Annotated in this window: 15 protein-coding genes; 11 read left to right on the top strand and 4 right to left on the bottom strand. The window is 71.8% G+C overall.

All coding sequences use genetic code 11. The annotated features are described in order from the left end of the window. Positions 1 to 40 precede the first annotated feature (40 nt). The gene (locus tag E2E34_RS17980; protein ID WP_138902940.1) at positions 41 to 880 is read right to left on the bottom strand and encodes a DUF1206 domain-containing protein; all 840 of its coding nucleotides are present in this window, start codon (positions 878 to 880) and stop codon (positions 41 to 43) included. A 161-nt stretch (positions 881 to 1,041) separates the two neighbouring features. Between E2E34_RS17980 and E2E34_RS17985 the strand changes: the two genes are divergently transcribed. The 4 genes from E2E34_RS17985 (at position 1,042) to E2E34_RS37005 (ending at position 4,451) form a co-directional block, all read left to right on the top strand. Then, complete coding sequence (locus E2E34_RS17985) at positions 1,042 to 2,106, top strand: S1 family peptidase (protein ID WP_138902941.1); 1,065 nt, start codon at positions 1,042 to 1,044, stop codon at positions 2,104 to 2,106. Between the two features lie 56 nt (positions 2,107 to 2,162). Continuing rightward, the gene (locus tag E2E34_RS17990; protein WP_138902942.1) at positions 2,163 to 2,696 is read left to right on the top strand and encodes a GNAT family N-acetyltransferase; all 534 of its coding nucleotides are present in this window, start codon (positions 2,163 to 2,165) and stop codon (positions 2,694 to 2,696) included. 192 nt (positions 2,697 to 2,888) lie between these two features. After that, positions 2,889 to 4,085 (top strand): GDSL-type esterase/lipase family protein, encoded by a 1,197-nt coding sequence (locus E2E34_RS17995; RefSeq protein ID WP_244315834.1) that lies wholly within the window; start codon positions 2,889 to 2,891, stop codon positions 4,083 to 4,085. A gap of 240 nt (positions 4,086 to 4,325) precedes the next feature. Then, positions 4,326 to 4,451 carry a hypothetical protein gene (locus E2E34_RS37005; protein WP_279637893.1) on the top strand — a complete coding sequence of 42 codons (126 nt, stop codon included), beginning with the start codon at positions 4,326 to 4,328 and terminating at the stop codon, positions 4,449 to 4,451. Positions 4,452 to 4,501: 50 nt separating this feature from the next. Here the strand turns inward: E2E34_RS37005 and E2E34_RS18000 are convergent, their stop codons facing one another. Continuing rightward, positions 4,502 to 6,073 carry a fibronectin type III domain-containing protein gene (locus tag E2E34_RS18000; protein ID WP_244315836.1) on the bottom strand — a complete coding sequence of 524 codons (1,572 nt, stop codon included), beginning with the start codon at positions 6,071 to 6,073 and terminating at the stop codon, positions 4,502 to 4,504. A 127-nt stretch (positions 6,074 to 6,200) separates the two neighbouring features. Between E2E34_RS18000 and E2E34_RS18005 the strand changes: the two genes are divergently transcribed. After that, positions 6,201 to 7,244, top strand: a complete 1,044-nt coding sequence (locus E2E34_RS18005) for a 3-isopropylmalate dehydrogenase (protein ID WP_138902943.1) — start codon at positions 6,201 to 6,203, stop codon at positions 7,242 to 7,244. 224 nt (positions 7,245 to 7,468) lie between these two features. Beyond that, positions 7,469 to 8,557, top strand: a complete 1,089-nt coding sequence (locus tag E2E34_RS18010) for a branched-chain amino acid aminotransferase (protein WP_138902944.1) — start codon at positions 7,469 to 7,471, stop codon at positions 8,555 to 8,557. Positions 8,558 to 8,664: 107 nt separating this feature from the next. Here the strand turns inward: E2E34_RS18010 and E2E34_RS18015 are convergent, their stop codons facing one another. Both E2E34_RS18015 and E2E34_RS18020 read right to left on the bottom strand, forming a co-directional pair. Next, the gene (locus E2E34_RS18015) at positions 8,665 to 9,918 is read right to left on the bottom strand and encodes an amidase (protein WP_138902945.1); all 1,254 of its coding nucleotides are present in this window, start codon (positions 9,916 to 9,918) and stop codon (positions 8,665 to 8,667) included. 10 nt (positions 9,919 to 9,928) lie between these two features. Continuing rightward, on the bottom strand, positions 9,929 to 11,389 hold the full coding sequence (locus E2E34_RS18020) for a cytosine permease (protein WP_138902946.1): 1,461 nt from the start codon (positions 11,387 to 11,389) through the stop codon (positions 9,929 to 9,931). Positions 11,390 to 11,530: 141 nt separating this feature from the next. Here E2E34_RS18020 and ureA point away from each other — a divergent pair, with 141 nt between their 5' ends. The 5 genes from ureA to cimA all read left to right on the top strand — a co-directional run bounded on the left by ureA (position 11,531) and on the right by cimA (position 17,583). Continuing rightward, positions 11,531 to 12,235, top strand: coding sequence for an urease subunit gamma (gene ureA / locus E2E34_RS18025; protein ID WP_138902947.1), 705 nt, complete (start codon positions 11,531 to 11,533; stop codon positions 12,233 to 12,235). Then, entirely contained in the window at positions 12,232 to 13,953 is a 1,722-nt protein-coding gene (locus E2E34_RS18030) for an urease subunit alpha (RefSeq protein WP_138902948.1), read from the top strand. Before ureA ends, E2E34_RS18030 begins: the two co-directional genes overlap by 4 nt. A 9-nt stretch (positions 13,954 to 13,962) precedes the next feature. Then, positions 13,963 to 14,994 (top strand): agmatine deiminase family protein, encoded by a 1,032-nt coding sequence (locus E2E34_RS18035; protein ID WP_138902949.1) that lies wholly within the window; start codon positions 13,963 to 13,965, stop codon positions 14,992 to 14,994. Positions 14,995 to 15,037: 43 nt separating this feature from the next. Beyond that, the gene (locus E2E34_RS18040; protein WP_138902950.1) at positions 15,038 to 15,670 is read left to right on the top strand and encodes a TetR/AcrR family transcriptional regulator; all 633 of its coding nucleotides are present in this window, start codon (positions 15,038 to 15,040) and stop codon (positions 15,668 to 15,670) included. Between the two features lie 296 nt (positions 15,671 to 15,966). Next, a complete protein-coding gene (gene cimA, locus E2E34_RS18045) occupies positions 15,967 to 17,583 on the top strand; it encodes a citramalate synthase (RefSeq protein ID WP_138902951.1) in 1,617 nt (538 codons plus the stop codon). Positions 17,584 to 17,628: the final 45 nt, after the last annotated feature.

Raw genomic sequence — 17,628 nt, forward strand, 5'->3', positions numbered from 1 at the left:
CCCCCACGCCGGACGGGGGCGGTTCCACGTCCGCCCGGACTCAGATCTTGCGCCAGCGGGCCATGGCGAAGGAGAAGAGGCCGAACGCCGCCAGGCCGACGGCTATCAGGGCCAGCAGCCACGGGCCCGCCGGGGTGTCGGCGAAGGACCGGAGGGTGTCGTCGATGCCCTTGGCCTCGTCCGGCTGGTAGTCGACCGCCGCCTTGACCGCGAAGCCGCCCAGTACGGCGAAGACCGCGCCGCGCGCGATGCCGCCGGCCACGCCCGTGATGTCGACGGCCTTGCCGGTCCGGCCCCGCAGCGCGCGCGCCTTCAGGTGCTTGTGGTACTTGCGCAGCACCGCGCGGCCCGCGATCCACAGCCCGGTGACCGCGATGGCCAGGCCGCCGATGCCGACGAGCCACTGGCCGCCCGGCAGTTCCATGGCCCGGGCCGTGACGTCCTCGGACTGGTCGTCGCTCGACCCGCTGCCGCTGCCACTGGCGCCGACGGCGAAGGACAGTACGGAATAGGACACGAAGGCGTAGAAGACGAAACGCGCCAAGGAGAACAGGCGCTTGCGCGGCTTGTGACCGTCGGCGCCCGCCGCGCCGAAGCACGCCTCGGACAGCCGCCACAGCGCCATGCCGGCCAGCGCGATCCCCAGCGCCCAGAGCAGGTACTGGCCGAGCGGTTGCGCGGCCACCTCCACGAGCGCTCCGCCCCGGTCCGCCTCCTGGCCGCCGTCGCCGAGCGCGATCCGCAGGGCCAGTACGCCGATCAGCAGGTACAGCACGCCGCGTGCCACGAATCCCCAGCGTGCGGCGGCCTCCATGGCCGAACTGTCCGACGCCTGGCGCGCGGTGCTTCTGCCGCGACGGGTGAGTGCCCAAGTGCCCATGTCTCGCCTCCTTCGTCGCAGTCCATGTGCCCCGAAGCGGGCGGGGAAACCGGCGGGGCCCGGGGGCGGGCCGACGCGGTCTTGTGATATGGCAATGGACATGTCAAGTTCCTCAGTGGTGTCCCCGTTCCCCGCGGGGACTCGACCGAGGAGATCCCCCCATGAGACGCGTCCTGCGCACCCGCACGGCTCTGACCGCCTTACTGGCCGCCGGAGCACTCGGCCTCGGCACGGCCCCGGCCGGCGCCGGGACCGCCCGAGAAGCCACCGAAGCCACCGCCGGCACCGCGACGTACGCCCTCGACACCGCGCTGTCGGCGCGCCTCGGCGACGACACCGCCGGCAGCTACCTCGACCGCCGCACCGGCGATCTCGTCGTCACCGTCACCAGCGACCACGCCGCCGAGCAGGTCCGGGCGGCCGGCGCCGTGGCGAAGCGCGTGCAGCGAAGTGCCGCACGGCTGGAGGCGGCCATGGCGGCCCTGGAGTCCGGAGCGAAGATCACCGGTACGTCGTGGGGCATCGACCCGAGGACCAATCAGGTCGGCGTCCAGGCCGACCGGTCCGTCGGCGCCCGGGACCTGGCCCGGCTGAGGAAGGTCGCCGCCGCCCAGGACGGGGCGGTGCGCGTCGCGCGCGTACCGGGGACGTTCCAGCGGGAGGTGGCGGGCGGCGACGCGATCTACGGCGGCGGTTACCGCTGTTCGGCCGCCTTCAACGTCTCGAAGGGGACGGCGCGTTACTTCGTGACGGCCGGCCACTGCACCAACAGCGCCGCCAACTGGTCGGCCACCTCCGGCGGTCCGGTGATCGGCGTCCGTGAGGGGACCAGTTTCCCGACCAACGACTACGGCATCGTCCGGTACACCAACGGGTCGGCGCCCGCGGGCAACGTGAACCTCTACAACGGCGGTTACCAGGACATCGCGTCCGCCGCGAACGCCGTGGTCGGCCAGGCCCTGAAGAAGAGCGGCTCGACGACCAAGGTCACCAGCGGCACCGTCACCGCCGTGAACGTCACCGTCAACTACGGCGACGGACCCGTCTACGGCATGGTCCGCACCACCGCCTGCTCGGCCGGCGGCGACAGCGGCGGCGCCCACTTCGCCGGAAGCGTCGCGCTCGGCATCCACTCGGGCAGCTCCGGCTGCACCGGCACCAGCGGCTCCGCCATCCACCAGCCGGTACGCGAAGCCCTGTCGGCGTACGGCGTGAACGTGTACTAGACCGAAAACCGCCGCCACCCCGTCCTTCGGGGTGGCGGCCCTGCGAGAGTGCCCGCATGGATGACGCGCGCACCGCCCACACCGCCGACCTCGAACCCGCCGCGCTCGACGAGATCCGCGCCCTCCTGGACGCCGCTTTCGACGGCGACTTCGGCGAGGACGACTGGGACCACACCGTCGGCGGTGTGCACGCCGTCGTCCACGACGAGCACGGCCTCGCCGCCCACGGCAGCGTCGTCCAGCGCCGGGCCCTGCATGCCGGCAGGTCGCTGCGCGTCGGGTACGTCGAAGGGGTGGCCGTGCGGGCGGACCGCCGCAGGCAGGGTCTCGGGAACCGGGTGATGGAGGCGCTGGAGCGGGTGATCGACCGGTCGTACGTGCTCGGCGCCCTCTCGGCGTCCGACGACGGGGCGGCGCTCTACGCGGCGCGGGGGTGGGCGGTGTGGCCCGGGCGCCTCGCCGCGCTGGGGCCGGACGGCGTCGTACCGCTGCCGGACGAGGAGGGCACGACGTACGTGCGCGCGGTGGGCGGGCTCCCCGACGCGTCGGAGGCCCTGCTCTTCGACTGGCGGGGCGGCGACCTGCTCTGAGCGGCCGCCCCGCACGGGGTGCGCCGGGCAGTGGACCGTGGCGCGGGAGGTCGCTTCCGGACACGCCGTGACGTAAAAGAAACCCGCACGTACCTAGCGGTAACAAACGGCGGCGTGCCAGATTTCCGCATGCCACCGGCCGGCGGCTTCCCTCACCGATACGCCCCAGCGGCTTAGCGCAGGAGTTCCGCCGTGTCCGGATTCCGCTCCACGAATACGCTCAGACCCACCCGCCGCCGTACGCGCACCCGGCGCCTCGCCGCCGCCGCGCTCAGCCTCCCGCTGGCGTTCGGCGCCGTACTGACGGCCGGGTCCGCCCCCTCGGCCGCGAGCCCCACCACCGGCCCGACCGCCATCGTGTCCATGGGCGACAGCTACATCTCGGGTGAGGCGGGCCGCTGGCGCGGCAACAGCCTCACCAACAGCGGCAGCCGCGACGGCTCCGACCGCGCGTGGACGGGCAGCGGTTACGACCCGGCCGCCGTCTACGGTCCGACGGCCGCGAACGGCTGCCACCGGTCCGACTCGGCCGAGGTGCGCAGCGCCACCGGCACCACCGAGGCGCTGATCAACATCGCCTGCTCGGGAGCCACCACCCGGAACGTCTTCCGGGCCGCGAACGGCGGTCTCGCGTTCAAGGGCGAGGCCCCGCAGGCCGACCAGCTCGCGGGCATCGCCGCGGCGAACAACGTGAAGGTCGTCGTGCTGTCGGTCGGCGGAAACGACCTCGGTTTCGCCGACATCATCACCACCTGTGCCACGGACTACATGGTCTGGTACTCCTACTGCCACGACGACCAGCAGGCCGTCGTGGACGCGAAGATCGACACGACGATGGCGAACGTCGGCAAGGCCGTCGACGAGATCCGCGCGGTGATGGCCGCCGGGGGGTATGCCGCTTCCGCCTACCGGATCATCCTCCAGTCGTACCCCTCGCCGATCCCGAGGGCCGCCGAGAACCGCTACACCGAGAGCGGCTGGAGCCGGGTCGGCACCGGCGGCTGCCCGTTCTGGAACAAGGACTCCGACTGGGCGCGCGACTCGCTCGTGCCGCAGATCGCGAACCGCCTCAAGGGCGTGGCCGCCGCCAAGGGAGCGCAGTTCCTGGACCTGCGCGACATGCTCCAGGGGCGCGAGGTGTGCGCCCGGCAGAGCAGGCTGGTGAGCGCCGGCCAGCCGGCGTCCGCCGCCGCCAGCGAATGGGCGCGCTGGATCGACAGCGACTCCACGCAGGGGCCGGTCCAGGAGTCCATGCACCCCAATCACTACGGCCAGCTCGCCCAGGGCCGCTGTCTCGCCCTGATGTACGCGGCTTCGACGGGCAGCGCCTACACCTGCCGCAACACGGCGGGCGCGGACGCCTCGAAGATGTATCTCACGGCTTCCTGAACGCGATCACGGCCGCGCCTCTCCGGGGCGCGGCCATGATCGCGTCTCAGATAGTAGGAAGTCCGAGTAATTGTGGAGACAGACAGTCCGGCCTCGCTTAGCTTGGTAGAAGCCGAACGTCTCGCTCCATCAGCGAACGGCGGTCGCGAGCCCGTGCCCCATGCAGGTAACCCCTGCGGCATCTGCTCCCCGCCCATTCCGGCGCCCTGAAATCATTCTGATCTCAAGGAGTCGATCATCATGGCCGAGACCGCCCGCCGCGTCCGCCGCACCCCCCGTTCCAGCGAAACCGACCGCAAGCAGGCCGTCGCCGCCCTCCAGCGGGCACTGGACCGCCGCGACAACGGCGGCGCCACCGGCCACTGAGCCGGCGCCGCCACCGCCGCACCGGACGACGGCTTCGTCCGACGACCCCGCTAACGGCTGCGCCGGATCTCGAAGTAGTCGACGCGCTCGCCCGATTCGGCGAGCGCGGAGACCTTCAGCCTCGGCGACGTACCGGCCTCGGCCTCCACCGCGAGGAACGAGAAGCCGGAGTACCGCACCCGTGACCACTCGACGGTGTCCGGGTCCGGGAGCCGTGACTTCGTCCAGTGGAAGCTGACGATGTGGTCGTGGTCGTGGACGTGGCCCTCGTAGCTGTCCTTCACGCCGAGCCCGAACCCGTAGAGGTCCTTGCCCGCCCCGCCCGCGGTGACGTAGACGATCCCGTCCCGCGTCGGGTCGGTCGAGGCGCCGACCGGGACCGGCTTGCCCACCTCACCGCCTTTGATGGCGTCGGTGCGCTCGTACACGTGGTTGTGCCCGTTGATCACCAGGTCCACCTGGTGCTTGGTGAACAGCGCCAGCCACGCGTCGCGCACACCGCCGTCCGAGGCGTGCGTCGACGTCGAGTACACGCAGTGGTGGAAGAACACCACGACGAAGTCGATGCCGGGCTGCCGCCGCAGCTCGCCGAGCCGCTTGTCGAGCCAGGCGCTCTGCGCCCCGTCCGTGTATCCCCTGTTCGCGGGGATCTCGTACGACACGTCGTTGGCGTCCAGCGCCACGACGCCGACATTGCCGTACGTGAAGGAGTAGATGCCCGGGGCGTCGGCCGCGTCCGGCCCGTTGTCGGGCAGCGACCAGCGGGCCGACTGGCCGCCGTAGCCGTTGGGGGAGTACCAGGCCTCCATGTCGTGGTTGCCGGTGGTCACCATCCACGGGACCCGTGACGCCACGCTCTCGGTCTGCGCCAGGAACTGGTCCCACACCCGCGCGTCGTAGGTGTCCGACTCCCTGCCGTGCCCGCTGCTGTCGGCGTAGCAGATGTCGCCGGCGTGCAGATGGAACGACGGGTTCTGGCCGAGGATCAGCTGGTCGTTGGCGAGCGCGTCGTAGCTGACGCCCTGGTCGCCGAAGGCCGTGAAGACGAAGTTCTCCGGCCGGGCGGGCGCCGTACGGAACGAGCCGATGGTCGACAGCCGCGCGGCGTCGGCCGGGTCGAAGCCGTCGTGCCCGACCCCGTAGTAGTACGTCGTCCCGGGCCGCAGCCCGTCGAGCCCCACATGCAGGTAGAACTGGTCCACCGCGGGCAGTTTCCGCGACAGCGACGGCGTGTGCAGATCGCGCACCTCCGCCTCGATCTTCCGGCTCAGCTCCCACGGCTCGAGCCCCACCCGTACGTAGGGGCTCTTCACCGCGAAGGGCACCTGCCACGAGATGCGCATCTGCGTCTTCGGATCGGCGCCGAAGGCGAGGTGGCGGCCGAACGGCGCGACGAGCGAGCCGTCGACGCGTGCGGTGACCGAGGAGGGCAGCAGGGTGGGGGAGGAGGCGGAGTACGCCGGACTCGCACCGCCGAGCAGGGCGGCTCCGCCCACGGTGGCGGCGGACGAGGTGATCACCCGGCGGCGGGAGAGTTTCGTACGCAGATACTCGTGCTGCTCCGGCATGCTCATGCGGCGCGCCATCTGCTCGGGGATACCGGTGCGGGGGGTGTCGGCCATGGAAAAGAACTTCCCAGTAACAACCAACTCCGGCCAGTACTGCGGGTGAACAGAATCTGTCGAGATTTTGAGTCCGAATGGCGGACGCCCGGTGTCAGGGGATGGGACGCGGGAGTAGGGTGCCGACATGTCTCGCAGCATCAATCTCGCAGTGGTCCCCGGTGACGGCATCGGCCAGGAGGTCGTGGCCCAGGGGCTCAAGGTCCTCAACGCCGTCCTCCCGCAGGATGTGAAGCTGCAGACCAAGGAGTACGACCTCGGCGCGCGGCGCTGGCACCGCACCGGAGAGACCCTCCCGGACGCGGAGCTCGACTCCCTCAAGCAGCACGACGCCATCCTGCTCGGCGCGATCGGCGATCCGTCCGTGCCGTCCGGCGTCCTGGAGCGCGGGCTGCTGCTCAAGCTGCGGTTCGCGTTCGACCACTTCATCAACCTGCGGCCGTCCAAGCTGTTCCCGAACACCGCCACCCCGCTCGCCGGCCGCCCCGACATCGACTTCGTCGTCGTGCGCGAGGGCACCGAGGGTCCGTACACCGGCAACGGCGGCTCGATCCGCACCGGCACGGAGCACGAGGTCGCGACCGAGGTCAGCCTGAACACGGCGTACGGCGTCGAGCGCGTCGTCCGCGACGCGTACGAGCGGGCCGACGCGCGTCCGCGCAAGAAGCTGACGCTGGTCCACAAGAACAACGTCCTGGTGCACGCCGGCCACCTGTGGAAGAGCATCTTCGACAAGGTCGGCCAGGAGTACCCCGAGGTCACCACCGACTACCTGCACGTCGACGCCGCGACGATCTTCTTCGTCACGCAGCCGGAGCGCTTCGACGTCATCGTCACCGACAACCTCTTCGGCGACATCCTCACCGACCTCGCCGCCGCCGTCACCGGCGGCATCGGCCTGGCGGCCTCCGGCAACATCAACCCGACGGGCGCCTTCCCGTCGATGTTCGAGCCCGTCCACGGCTCCGCGCCCGACATCGCGGGCCAGGGCAAGGCCGACCCGACGGCCACGATCCTCTCCGTCGCCCTCCTCCTGCGCCACCTCGGCTTCGACACCGAGGCCGGTCGTATCGAGGCGGCCGTCTCCGCCGACCTCGCGGAGCGCGACGGCGGCACGGTCCGTACGACGGACGAGATCGGCGACGCGCTCGCGGTACGCGTAGCGGGCTGACCCGACGGACTCCTCCCACAGCCGCCGGGTCGCAGACACCCGGCGGCTGTGCTTTGCCGCGGCCGGGTGGGACCATCAATCCTGGGCCGCACTACACGCCGTTTCATCCACGCACTCCCACGGGCGATAATCGAACGTGGGGCCGCGGTATGAGGGGAAGCTCGGACGTCCTACTAAGGCGTGAGCGCGGTCCACCACACACAAACGGTGAAGGACACGCACTCATGACGACGCCCACGATCGAGCTCAAGCCCTCCTCGCACCCGCTGTCCGACGCGGAGCGCGAGGCGATCCTGGCCAACCCCGGATTCGGCCGCCACTTCACCGACCACATGGTGACCATCCGGTGGACCGAAGGCCGTGGCTGGCACGACGCGCAGCTCGTGCCGTACGCGCCGCTGTCCATCGACCCGGCGAACATGACCCTGCACTACGCGCAGGAGATCTTCGAAGGTCTCAAGGCGTACCGCCGCCCCGACGGCTCGGTCGCCACCTTCCGCCCCGACGCCAACGCAAAGCGCTTCCAGATCTCCGCGCGCCGCCTCGCGATGCCGGAGCTGCCGGTCGAGACCTTCATCGCGGCGTGCGACGCGCTGGTCCAGCAGGACAAGGCGTGGGTCCCGCCGCACGGCGGCGAGGAGTCCCTCTACCTGCGCCCGTTCATGATCGCCAACGAGGTCGGGCTCGGCGTGCGGCCGGCCAACGAGTACCTCTTCATCGTCATCGCCTCGCCCGCCGGCGCCTACTTCCCCGGCGGCGTGCAGCCGGTCTCGGTCTGGCTGTCGGAGAACTACGTGCGCGCCGTCCCCGGCGGCATGGGCTTCGCCAAGACCGGCGGCAACTACGCGGCCTCGCTGCTCGCCTTCGCCGAGGCGGCGGAGAAGGGCTGCGACCAGGTGGTCTGGCTGGACGCGCTGGAGCACAAGTGGGTCGAGGAGATGGGCGGCATGAACCTGTACTTCGTGTACGGGGACAAGATCGTCACCCCGGCCCTCACCGGATCGCTCCTCGCCGGGATCACCCGTGACTCGCTGCTCCAGCTCGCCCGCGACCTCGGTTACGAGGCGGAGGAGGGCCGGATCTCCACCGAGGCGTGGAAGCGCGACACGGAGAACGGCACGCTGACCGAGGTCTTCGCCTGCGGCACGGCCGCGGTGATCACGCCCGTCGGCTCGGTGAAGTCCGAGGGCGCGGAGTGGGTCCAGGGCGACGGCAAGCCGGGCAAGGTCACGATGGAGCTGCGCAAGCGGCTGCTCGCCATCCAGACCGGCACCGCCGAGGACGTCCACGGCTGGACCCACGACCTGGCCTGACCCCCGCTCGTACGCGCGAGGCCGCGCCCGGCGGATCCGCCGGGCGCGGCCTCGCGCGTCGGGGCGCCGGACGGGCCGGATCCGGCGACGGCCGGCGGACCCGCGGGTCACCCTTGGACCGGCTCCGCCACCGCCGCCTCCAGCGCCGGCGCCCACGCCAGCAGCCGCTCGTCCGCGCCCCGGCCGCCGACCAGTTGCAGGCCCATCGGCAGGCGGCCCGCACGCCGCGTCCGTACGCACAGGGACGGCAGCCCCGCGTGGCTCCAGGGCAGGCACATGACCGAGCTGCCGGTGGTGGCGAGGCCGCGCGGCGCCGGGCCGGTCGCGGCCGGGGTGATCCACAGGTCGACGCCGTGGGCGCTCGCCGCCGACGCGACGCGGTCCTGGAAGGCCGCACGCTCCCGCACCGCCCGCGCGTACTCCCGCGCCGTGACCGCCTGCCCCTCGCGGATCGCCGCCACCGTCTCGGGGCGGTACAGGGCGCCGTACTCCGCGAACCACCCGGCGTGGGTCCGGGCGACCTCGTAGCGGTTCATCGTGAACAGCTGCGCGCGGATCCGCTCGAAGTCGTCCATGACGGGCACCCGGCGTACCTCGAAACCGGCCTCGCGCAGCAGGCCGACGTGCGCGTCGAACGCGTCGAGCGCCTCGGAACCGGCGCACCGCAGGTACGGTCCCGCCGGAATGCCGAGTACCGGCAGCTCGTCTCCCGGGGCGACCGGTCGCCAGTCGTCGCACACCGCCGCGGCGGCCAGGGTGACCCCGGCGACGTCGGCGGCGTACACGCCCAGGGTGTCGAAGGACGGGGCGTTGGCGATCACACCGTCCATGGGGACGCGTCCGTACGTCGGTTTGAAGCCGGTCACCCCGCAGTAGGCGGCCGGGCGGATCATCGAGCCCACCGTCTGGGTGCCTATCGCCAGCGGCACCGCGCCTGCGGCGACCGCCGCCGCCGAACCGCTGCTCGAACCGCCCGGGGTGTGCTCGGGGTCGTGCGGGTTGCGGGTCGGCCCGGGGGCCAGGACGGCGAACTCGGCGGTCACCGTCTTGCCCGCGACCAGCGCCCCGGCGTCCTTCAGCCGGCGTACGACGGTGGCCTCTTCGCCCGTCAGCGCTTCGGGCGGCACCGCGGAACCGGCCCGGGTGTCCAGCCCCGCGGCGTGCACGATGTCCTTGACGCCGACCGGGATCCCGTACAGCGGCGGCCGCGCGGCGGCGTCCGGCCACCGGGCCGCGGCAGCCGCCGCCTCCGCCGCCAGCCTCCCCTCCCGGTCCGGCTCGGGTACGAACGCGCGGATGCGTACGTCCAGTCGGTCGATCCGGCCCGCCAGGGTGGCGGCGTCGCGCCCGTGGCTGTCCATGAGCAGCAGGCTAGGCGCGCGCGGTCGGCGCCGGGAGCGGATCGGGCGCCTCGCTCGCGCGCTCGGCCACCGGTCCGGCGGGGCGCGCGGCCGTCCGCCCCTTCGCGGTCAGCGCCGCGTACGCCACGCCGCCCACCAGGCCGGAGAGGATGAAGCTGCAGTCCACGCCGCCGGTGAGGGCCAGGAGGGGACCCTCGTACACCGTCGTCGAGACCGCCGCGAGGCCGACCGCCGCGCCCAGCGCCCAGGAGGCCGTGGCCTGGATGTTCCAGCCCGAGCGGTACCAGTAGATCCCGCCCTTGGCGCGGCGGTTGAAGACCTGGAGGGCGTCCGCGTCGTACTGGCCGCCGCAGCGCACGTACCCGATCAGGGAGATCACGGCCCACGGTGTGCCGATGGCCGTCAGGAGCAGGACGAACGACGTCATCGCGGACTGCACGGACCAGGCGAAGGAGCCGACGAAGACGAACGCGGTGGCGACGGCGGCGGCGATCACGGTGGCCCGGGTGCGCGTGGCGCGCGGCAGGATCGCGTCCAGGTCGAGCCCCATCGAGTACAGCATCAGGCCGGCGTTGCCGACGGACCCGGCGGAGGCCGCGACGAGCAGCGGCGCCAGGTACCAGAAGGGCGCCGCCTCGACGAGCGGCCCGGCGTAGTCGAGGCCGGCCCGGGCGGCGAGCGCGGTGTACGTACCGAAGAGCTGCGGGACGAGAAGGCCGAGGAACAGGCCCAGACAGGTGGCCCAGAAGACCTTGCGCGAGGTGTGGCGGCGCGGCGAGATGTAGCGCGTGTAGTCGCCGAGCAGGGTGATGAAGGCGACCGGGCCGCTCAGCCCGGCGGCGACGGCGGCCAGCAGCCAGGTGGACCAGAAGGAGCCGAGGAGGTACGGCGTGTCCGGGGGAGCGGCCGTGGTGAAGTCGCCCGCGAAGGCGTACACGCCGGCCAGCAGCAGGATCACCATGCCGACGGACAGCACCTTGCTGAGCCGCAGCAGCAGTCGGTAGCCGTACACGGCGGCGACGACCGTGGCGCCCGCGAGCACGGTGTACATCACGGCGCGGGAGGCCCCGCCGTCCGGCAGGCCGGTGAGCCGGGAGAGGGTCCCGACCATCACGTCGCCGCCGATCCACAGCGTGAGCGCCGTATAACCGAGCGAGAGCAGCAGGCCGACGACCGACCCGACGAGCCGGCCGCGTACGCCGAACTGGGCGCCGCTGGAGGTCGAGAGGTTGGTGGCCGTGCGCAGCGAGATCAGCGCGAGCGGTGCGGTGACCGCGATTCCGGCCAGGGTGCCGACGAGGATCGAGGTCACCGACGGCCACAGGCCCAGGCCGAACGACGGCGGCAGCCATCCGAAGACGATGACGCCGAGGCAGAGATTCGAGCCGAGAAGGAGGGAGACGAGGTCGCGCGGCCCGCTGGTGCGCTCCTCGTCGGGGATGGTGTCGACTCCGCGCTGTTCTATCGGCATGGCTGGGTCCTCCCGGTCCGCCGGACAACAAAGTTTTGAGTGCTGTTCAATGTGACTTGCCTCAAGGTGGCGCGTCAATGTTTCCGACGTGTGAATCTGATGGTTAGAGTGAAGTTCTAAACTTCTTGGAGGTGTGGCGGCGTGCGACTGACCCCGACGGAACGCGACCGGCTGCTGCTGTTCGGAGCCGCCGAGCTGGCGCGGGCGCGCCGGGCGCGCGGGCTGCGGCTCAACGTGCCGGAGGCGACCGCGCTCATCGCGGACACGGTCTGCGAGGCGGCCCGCGACGGGCGGCGGCTCGCGGAGGCGATCGAGGCGGCGCGGTCCGTCCTCGGCCCCGACGACGTGCTGCCCGGCGTGGCCGATGTGGTGACCGAGGTGCATGTGGAGGCGGTCTTCGACGACGGCTCGCGGCTCGCGGTGGTCAGCGATCCGATCAGCGGCGGCCTGGGCGATCAGGCCCCAGGTGCGCTGCTGCCGGGGCCGGAGCACTCCGAGGCGGAGCCCGTGGTGTGGCTGCCGGTCACCAACACCGCGAGCGTGCCGGTCTCCGTCACCTCGCACTTCCACTTCTTCGAGGCCAACCCCCGGCTCGACTTCGACCGCGTCCAGGCATACGGCATGCGGCTCGCCGTCCCCGCCGGATCGTCCGTGCGCTTCGGACCGGGCGAGAGCGAGGAGGTCGGGCTGGTGCCGATCGGCGGTGACCGGATCGCGATCGGCTTCGCCGGACTGGTCGACGGGCCGCTGGACGCGCCGGGCGCCCGCGAAGACGCACTGCGCCGCGCCGCCGCCTGCGGCTACCTCGGCGTACCGGAAACGACTGAGCAGGAGGTCGAGCGATGAGCCGCCCCGGAGGACACCCCGCCGAAGCGCGCCGCCTCACCCCGTACGAGTACGCCGCCACCCACGGCCCCCGCGCCGGTGACCGGGTCAGGCTGGGCGACTCCGGGCTGACCGTGCGCGTCGAGTCCGACGCGCAGAAGCCGGGCGAGGAGTTCCTCGCGGGCTTCGGCAAGACGGCCCGCGACGGGCTGCACCTCAAGGCCGCCGCCGTGCGCGAGACCTGTGACGTGGTGATCAGCAACGTGCTGGTCATCGATGTCGCGCAGGGCATCCGCAAGGTGTCGATCGGCATCAGGGAAGGCCGGATCCACGCGATCGGGCGGGCCGGCAACCCGGACACCCTCGACGGCGTCGACGTCGTCGTCGGCACCGGTACGTCGATCGTCTCCGGCGAGGGCCTGATCGCGACGGCCGGCTCCGTCGACACGCACGTCCACCTGCTCTCGCCGCGCATCATGGAGGCCTCGCTCGCCTCCGGCGTGACGACGGTCATCGGCCAGGAGTTCGGCCCCGTCTGGGGCGTCGGTGTGAACTCGCCGTGGGCCCTGCGCCACGCTTTCAGTGCCTTCGACGCCTGGCCCGTCAACATCGGCTTCCTGGGGCGAGGCTCGTCCTCCGACGCCGCCCCGCTCGTCGAGGCCCTCGCCGAGGGCGGCGCGTCCGGCTTCAAGGTGCACGAGGACATGGGCGCGCACACCCGCGCGCTGGACACGGCGCTGCGCGTCGCCGAGGAGCACGACGTACAGGTCGCCCTGCACAGCGACGGCCTCAACGAGTGCCTGTCCGTAGAGGACACTCTCTCCGTCCTCGACGGGCGTACGATCCACGCCTTCCACATCGAGGGCTGCGGCGGCGGGCACGTACCCAACGTCCTGAAGATGGCCGGCGTACGGAACGTCATCGGCTCGTCCACCAACCCCACCCTCCCCTTCGGGCGGGACGCGGTCGCCGAGCACTACGGGATGATCGTCTCGGTCCACGACCTCAAGACCGACCTGCCCGGCGACGCCGCCATGGCGCGCGACCGGATCCGCGCCGGGACGATGGGCGCCGAGGACGTGCTGCACGACCTGGGCGCGATCGGCATCACCTCGTCCGACGCGCAGGGGATGGGGCGCGCGGGCGAGACCGTGCGCCGCACCTTCCAGATGGCCGGGAAGATGAAGGCCGAGCTGGGCCCGATGGAGGGCGACGGCCCGGACGACGACAACGCCCGCGTCCTGCGCTACATGGCGAAGCTGACCATCAACCCGGCCATCGCCCACGGCCTCGCCCACGAGATCGGGTCGATCGAGGTCGGCAAGATGGCCGACATCGTGCTGTGGCGGCCGCAGTACTTCGGCGCCAAGCCGCAGATGGTCCTGAAGTCGGGCTTCCCGGCGTACGGCGTCACCGGCGACCCCAACGCGGCGACCGACACCTGCGAACCGCTGGTCCTGGGACCGCTGTTCGGCGCCCACGGCGCGACGCCCGCCGACATCTCGGTGGCGTTCGTCGCCCGGGCCGCACTCGACCAGGGCAACGACCTGATGCCGACGCGCCGGCGCCGCGTCGCCGTGCGCGGCACGCGCGGCATCGGCCCCGCCGACCTGCGCCTGAACTCCCGTATCGGACAGGTGGGGGTGGACGGACACAGCGGCCTCGTCACGCTCGACGGCGACCCGCTGCGCTCGGAACCCGCCGACTCCGTCTCCCTCAACCGTCTCTACTTCCTGTAAGGACCCCCCATGACCTACCGCATGCCCGCCGAGTGGACCCCGCACGAGCGCACCTGGATGGCGTGGCCCGGCCCCAACGTCACCTTCTCCAGCGAGGAGGAGCTCGCCGCCTCCCGCGCCGCGTGGGCGGGCGTCGCCCGCGCCGTACGCGCCTACGAGCCGGTCACCGTGGTCTGCGGCCCGGGACAGGCACAGGGCGCCCGCGAACTGCTGGGCCCGGACATCGAGCTGGTCGAGCGCGAGCTCGACGACGCGTGGATGCGCGACATCGGCCCGACCTTCGTCAAGGACGACGAGACGGGCGAACTGGCCGCCGTCGACTGGGTGTTCAACGGCTGGGGCGCCCAGGACTGGGCCACCTGGGAGCACGACTCGAAGATCGCCGGCGCGATCGCCGATCTCACGGGTGTCCCCGTGCTCTCCTCCCCGCTCGTCAACGAGGGCGGCGGCATCCACGTCGACGGCGAGGGCACGGTCCTGCTCACTGAGACCGTCCAGCTCGGCCCGGAGCGCAACCCCGGCTGGACGCGCGAGCAGGTCGAGGCGGAGATCCACGCCAAGCTCGGCACCACCAAGGCGATCTGGCTGCCGCGCGGCCTGACCACCGACTACCCGCCGCACGGCTTCGGCACCCTCGGCCACATCGACATCGTCGCCGCGTTCGCGGCGCCCGGTGTCGTCCTGGCCCACACCCAGCCGGACCCCTCCCACCCCGACCACGAGCCGTGCAAGGCCAACGTCGAGCTGCTGCGCGCGCAGACGGACGCCAAGGGCCGCCCGCTCAAGGTGATCGAGGTGCCCGCGCCGACCAGGGTCCAGGTCGACGGCGACTGGGTCGACTACTCGTACATCAACCACTACCTGTGCAACGGCGGCGTGGTCCTGTGCGCCTTCGGCGACCCCCGTGACGAGGAGGCGGCCGAGATCTTCCGCGGCCTCTTCCCTGACCGTACGGTCACGCTGGTCGACGCGCGCGAGATCTTCGCGGGCGGCGGCGGCATCCACTGCATCACCCAGCAGCAGCCCGCGACGCACAGGTGATCGGGCAGATCGGGTAAAACATACGAGTGAATGTGAACGCCTCATGACCGGGTCCGGTGCTGACTCCGGGACCGCCAAGCCGCCGTCCCGCCGTCGCAACGCCGCGCCGCCGCGCGAGACGGTGCTCGCCGCCGCCATGTCGAGCATCGCCGAGCACGGGCTGGAGCGGCTGACCATGGCCGGGCTCGGTCGTGAGGTCGGAATGAGCAGTGGCCACCTGCTCTACTACTTCCGCAGCAAGGACGAACTGCTCCTCCAGACGCTCGAATGGAGCGAGGAGCAGCTCGGCATGGACCGCAGGGCCGCCCTCGCCCGCCAGGTCCCGGTCCGCGAGCGCCTCGACGCGTACGTCGACCTGTACGTGCCGACGGGGCCGCGCGATCCGCACTGGGCGCTGTGGCTCGAACTGTGGAACCGCTCGCACGCCGTCGACGAGGAGGCGCGGGCCCGGCTCCTCGACATCGAGCTCTCCTGGCACCGCGATCTGGTGGCCCTGCTCGTCGAGGGCGCCTCGCGGTCCGAACTGCGCACGGTGGGGGACGCCGACCGCTTCGCGACCCGGATACGGGCGCTGCTCGACGGCTTCAGTACGCATGTGGCGATGGGGCTGCCCGGATCGGAACGGACCCAGGTCCTCGTCCAGATCGGCGAGTTCCTCGACGAGACGCTGCACTGAGCGACGGACCAACCCGCCCGCATGGTGAGACGGGAGTACCACGCCACGGCGGACGTGCGAGACTGCCCCCGTGTTCTCGTTCGCCGTGATTATGGGCAGCAGGCGCGCCGGTCCCCAGTGACCGCTCCCGTACGACCCCGTACGGCGCGGCCACCGTGCCCCAGACCCGCGCGCAGACCTCTCGCACCCGCGAGAGGTTTTTTCGTTTCCCGGCCCCATCTCGGCCGGGGCGAGGCGCGCGCGATGATGGGGGCAAGTGGAGCCAGTCCTTCCACTCGACAGGAGTCCAGAAAGCCATGACCACTTCAGGCCCCGACGACAGCTTCTCCGACGACAGCTTCCACGTCTTCGACACCACGCTGCGCGACGGCGCCCAGCGCGAAGGCATCAATCTGACGGTCGCCGACAAGCTGACCATCGCCCGGCACCTGGACGACTTCGGCGTGGGCTTCATCGAGGGCGGCTGGCCCGGCGCCAACCCGCGCGACACCGAGTTCTTCGCCCGCGCGAAGGCCGAGATCACCTTCAAGAACGCGCAGCTCGTGGCCTTCGGCGCCACCCGCCGCCCCGGCGCGAGGGCCGAGGACGACCCGCAGGTCGCGGCCCTCCTGGACTCCGGCGCGCCCGTCGTCACCCTGGTCGCCAAGTCACACGACCGCCACGTGGAACTGGCCCTGCGCACGACGCTGGAGGAGAACGTCGCGATGGTCCGCGACACGGTCTCCCACCTCCGCGCCCAGGGCCGCCGCGTCTTCGTCGACTGCGAGCACTTCTTCGACGGCTACCGCGCCAACCCCGAGTACGCGAAGTCGGTCGTACGGGCGGCCTCGGAGGCCGGAGCCGACGTCGTCATCCTCTGCGACACCAATGGCGGCATGCTCCCCGCCCAGATCCAGGCCGTCGTCGCCACCGTCCTCGCCGACACCGGCGCGCGCCTGGGCATCCACGCCCAGGACGACACGGGCTGCGCGGTCGCCAACACGCTCGCCGCCGTCGACGCGGGCGCCACGCACGTCCAGTGCACCGCCAACGGGTACGGCGAGCGGGTCGGCAACGCCAACCTCTTCCCGGTGGTCGCGGCCCTTGAGCTGAAGTACGGCAAGCAGGTGCTGCCGCCGGGAGCGCTCGCCGAGATGACCCGCATCTCGCACGCCATCGCCGAGGTCGTCAACCTGACGCCCTCCACCCACCAGCCGTACGTCGGCGTCTCCGCCTTCGCGCACAAGGCCGGCCTGCACGCCTCCGCGATCAAGGTCGACCCCGACCTGTACCAGCACATCGACCCGGGCCTGGTCGGCAACCGCATCCGGATGCTGGTCTCCGACATGGCGGGCCGTGCCTCCATCGAGCTCAAGGGCAAGGAGCTCGGCGTCGACCTGGGCACCGACCGCGAGCTGGTCGGCCGGGTCGTCGCCCGTGTCAAGGAGCGCGAGCTGGCGGGCTACACCTACGAGGCGGCCGACGCCTCCTTCGAGCTGCTGCTGCGCGAGGAGGCCGAGGGCCGCGCCCTCAGCTACTTCCGTACGGAGTCGTGGCGGGCCATCGTCGAGGACCGCCCCGACGGCACCCATGCCAACGAGGCCACCGTGAAGCTGTGGGCCAAGGGCGAGCGGATCGTCGCCACGGCGGAGGGCAACGGCCCGGTCAACGCCCTGGACCGGGCGCTGCGCGTCGGCCTGGAGCGGATCTACCCGCAGCTCGCCAAGCTGGAGCTGCTCGACTACAAGGTCCGCATCCTGGAGGGCACGCACGGCACCGAGTCCACCACCCGGGTACTGATCACCACCGGCGACGGCGAGGGCGACTGGTCGACTGTCGGCGTCGGCGAGAACGTCATCGCGGCCTCCTGGCAGGCCCTGGAGGACGCGTACACGTACGGCCTGCTGAAGGCGGGCGTCGCACCCGCCGAGTAGGAGTCGGCGGTGGCAGGGGGCGGGGGTGCGACGCCCGCCTTCAGC

It is taken from the genome of Streptomyces albidochromogenes (genome assembly GCF_005981925.1).
GTDB lineage: Bacteria > Actinomycetota > Actinomycetes > Streptomycetales > Streptomycetaceae > Streptomyces > Streptomyces albidochromogenes.